The organism is Streptococcus mitis (assembly GCF_001074635.1).
Taxonomy (GTDB): Bacteria; Bacillota; Bacilli; order Lactobacillales; family Streptococcaceae; genus Streptococcus; species Streptococcus mitis_E.
The window spans coordinates 1-3,578 of sequence record NZ_JUQO01000064.1; the positions used below are offsets into that span (position 1 = coordinate 1).

3 protein-coding genes are annotated in these 3,578 nt (G+C 43.2%); all 3 read left to right on the forward strand.

The annotated features are described in order from the left end of the window. Positions 1 to 93: 93 nt before the first annotated feature. On the forward strand, positions 94 to 1,437 hold the full coding sequence (murT, locus tag ADI58_RS02340) for a lipid II isoglutaminyl synthase subunit MurT (protein WP_049521311.1): 1,344 nt from the start codon (positions 94 to 96) through the stop codon (positions 1,435 to 1,437). Further along, on the forward strand, positions 1,437 to 2,219 hold the full coding sequence (gatD, locus tag ADI58_RS02345) for a lipid II isoglutaminyl synthase subunit GatD (protein WP_049521312.1): 783 nt from the start codon (positions 1,437 to 1,439) through the stop codon (positions 2,217 to 2,219). The genes murT and gatD overlap by 1 nt, the downstream gene beginning before the upstream one ends. 127 nt (positions 2,220 to 2,346) lie before the next feature. Next, positions 2,347 to 3,429, forward strand: coding sequence for a M24 family metallopeptidase (locus tag ADI58_RS02350; RefSeq protein WP_049521313.1), 1,083 nt, complete (start codon positions 2,347 to 2,349; stop codon positions 3,427 to 3,429). The last annotated feature ends 149 nt before the right edge of the window (positions 3,430 to 3,578 follow it).

Here is a 3,578-nt window from a genome sequence, read left to right on the forward strand (position 1 = left end):
TTTGAGCAACCTGCGGCTAGCTTCCTAGTTTGCTCTTTGATTTTCATTGAGTATCAAATCTGTCTTTTCCCTCTTTTATGATATAATAGAAACATGAACTTAAAAACTACTTTGGGCCTCCTAGCTGGGCGTTCTTCCCACTTCGTTTTAAGCCGTCTTGGCCGAGGAAGTACGCTTCCAGGAAAAGTCGCCCTTCAATTTGATAAAGATATTTTACAAAACCTAGCTAAGAACTACGAGATTGTCGTGGTCACTGGAACAAATGGAAAAACCTTGACAACTGCCCTCACTGTCGGCATTTTAAAAGAGGTTTATGGTCAGGTTCTTACTAACCCAAGCGGTGCCAACATGATTACAGGGATTGCGACAACCTTCTTAACAGCCAAATCTTCTAAAACTAGGAAAAATATTGCCGTTCTAGAAATCGATGAAGCCAGTCTATCTCGTATCTGCGACTATATCCAGCCAAGCTTATTTGTTATCACTAATATCTTCCGTGACCAGATGGACCGCTATGGTGAGATTTACACAACTTACAAGATGATTTTGGATGCTATTCGTAAGGTACCTACGGCTACTGTTCTCCTAAATGGTGACAGTCCTCTTTTCTACAAGCCAGCTATTCCAAATCCTGTAGAGTATTTTGGTTTTGACTTGGAGAAAGGTCCAGCCCAGCTGGCTCACTATAATACCGAAGGAATCCTATGTCCTGACTGCCAAGGAATCCTCAAATATGAGCACAATACCTATGCAAACTTGGGTGCCTATATCTGTGAAGGCTGCGGATGTAAACGTCCTGATCTCGACTATCGTTTGACAGAACTAGTTGAGTTAACCAACAATCGCTCTCGCTTTGTCATAGACGGCCAAGAATATGGTATCCAAATCGGTGGACTCTATAATATCTACAACGCCCTAGCTGCAGTTGCCATCGCCCGTTTCCTTGGTGCAGATTCACAACTCATCAAGCAAGGATTTGATAAGAGCCGTGCAGTCTTTGGACGCCAAGAAACCTTCCATATCGGTGACAAGGAATGTACCCTTGTCTTGATTAAAAATCCAGTCGGTGCTACCCAAGCTATCGAAATGATTAAACTAGCTCCTTATCCATTTAGCCTATCTGTCCTCCTTAACGCTAACTATGCAGACGGTATTGACACCAGCTGGATCTGGGATGCTGATTTTGAACAAATCACTGACATGGACATCCCTGAAATCAACGCTGGCGGTGTTCGCCATTCTGAAATCGCACGTCGTCTACGAGTAACTGGCTATCCAGCTGATAAAATTACTGAAACAAGTAGTCTGGAACAAGTTCTTAAAACAATTGAGAACCAAGACTGCAAGCATGCCTATATCCTGGCTACCTATACTGCTATGCTGGAATTCCGCGAACTGCTGGCTAGTCGTCAGATTGTTAGAAAGGAGATGAACTAATGGTTTATACCTCACTTTCCTCAAAAGCTGGCAATTACCCCTATCAGCTCAACATTGCCCACCTCTACGGAAACCTCATGAATACCTACGGGGACAATGGAAATGTCCTCATGCTCAAGTATGTGGCTGAAAAACTAGGTGCCCATGTGACTGTTGACATCGTTTCTCTACATGATGATTTTGATGAAAACCACTATGATATCGCCTTTTTCGGTGGCGGTCAAGACTTTGAACAGAGTATCATTGCAGACGACCTACCTGCTAAAAAAGAGAGCATTGACAACTACATCCAAAACGACGGTGTGGTTCTCGCTATCTGCGGTGGTTTCCAACTATTGGGGCAATATTATGTGGAAGCTTCAGGTAAACGCATCGAAGGGCTAGGTGTCATGGGGCACTACACACTCAACCAGACCAATAATCGCTTTATAGGTGACATCAAGATTCACAATGAAGATTTCGATGAAACCTACTATGGTTTTGAAAATCATCAGGGCCGTACCTTCCTCTCTGACGACCAAAAACCACTGGGACAGGTTGTCTATGGAAATGGAAACAACGAAGAAAAGGTCGGCGAAGGGGTTCATTATAAGAATGTCTTTGGTTCTTACTTCCACGGGCCTATCCTCTCTCGCAATGCCAATCTTGCTTATCGCCTAGTCACTACTGCCCTCAAGAAGAAATATGGTCAGGACATTCAACTCCCTGCTTATGAGGACATTCTCAGCCAAGAAATCGCTGAAGAATACAGTGACGTCAAAAGCAAGGCTGACTTTTCTTAAACCAAGGAAAACCATATCAAAGAACTCTGCTATCTTACCGGAGTTCTTTTTGTCTTTTCTTTTACCCTTCTCCCTTGCATTTTCTCTCTTTTTTTGCCAAAATAGAGGAGTAGAAAGAAGGTAGCATATGTCTAAATTACAACAAATCGTAACATATCTTGAATCAGAAAAACTAGACGTCGCTGTCGTATCTGACCCCGTCACAATCAATTACCTCACTGGCTTTTACAGTGATCCCCATGAACGCCAAATGTTCCTTTTTATCCTAGCGGATCAAGAACCCCTCCTCTTTGTCCCAGCCCTTGAAGTTGAGCGTGCTACTAGCACCGTTTCCTTCCCAGTTGTGGGCTATGTGGATTCTGAAAATCCATGGCAAAAAATGAAACATGCTCTTCCACAACTTGACTTCAAACGTGTCGCTGTTGAGTTTGACAATCTCATCTTGACAAAATATCATGGTTTAAAAACCGTTTTTGAAACTGCTGAGTTTGAAAACCTCACTCCTCGTATCCAACGCATGCGCCTCATCAAATCAGCTGACGAAGTGCAAAAAATGATGGTTGCAGGTCTCTATGCGGACAAGGCTGTTAATGTTGGTTTTGACAATATTTCTCTTGATAAGACGGAGACAGATATCATCGCTCAAATCGACTTTGCCATGAAACGTGAAGGTTATGAAATGAGCTTTGATACCATGGTCTTGACTGGTGATAATGCTGCAAATCCACACGGTATTCCAGCAGCTAATAAGGTTGAAAATGATGCTCTTCTACTCTTTGACCTTGGTGTTCTAGTCAACGGCTATGCGTCAGATATGACTCGTACAGTCGCAGTCGGCAAACCTGACCAATTCAAGAAAGACATTTATAACTTGACTCTTGAAGCCCAACAAGCTGCTCTTGACTTTATCAAGCCAGGTGTGACTGCCCATGAAGTGGACCGTGCTGCCCGTGAGGTCATTGAAAAAGCTGGTTACGGCGAGTACTTCAACCACCGTCTTGGTCACGGTATCGGTATGGATGTCCACGAATTCCCATCTATCATGGAAGGAAACGATATGGTCATCGAAGAAGGCATGTGCTTCTCTGTTGAACCAGGTATCTATATCCCTGGTAAAGTCGGTGTCCGTATCGAAGACTGCGGTGTTGTTACCAAGGATGGCTTTGACCTCTTTACAAGCACCAGCAAAGACTTGCTTTATTTTGATTAATATTCATCTAATACTCAATGAAAATCAAAGTGCAAACTAGGAAGCTAGCCGCAGGTTGCTCAAAACACTGTTTTGAGGTTGCATATAAGACTGATGAAGTCAGCTCAAAACACTGTTTTGAGGTTGTGGATAGAACTGACGAAGTCAGT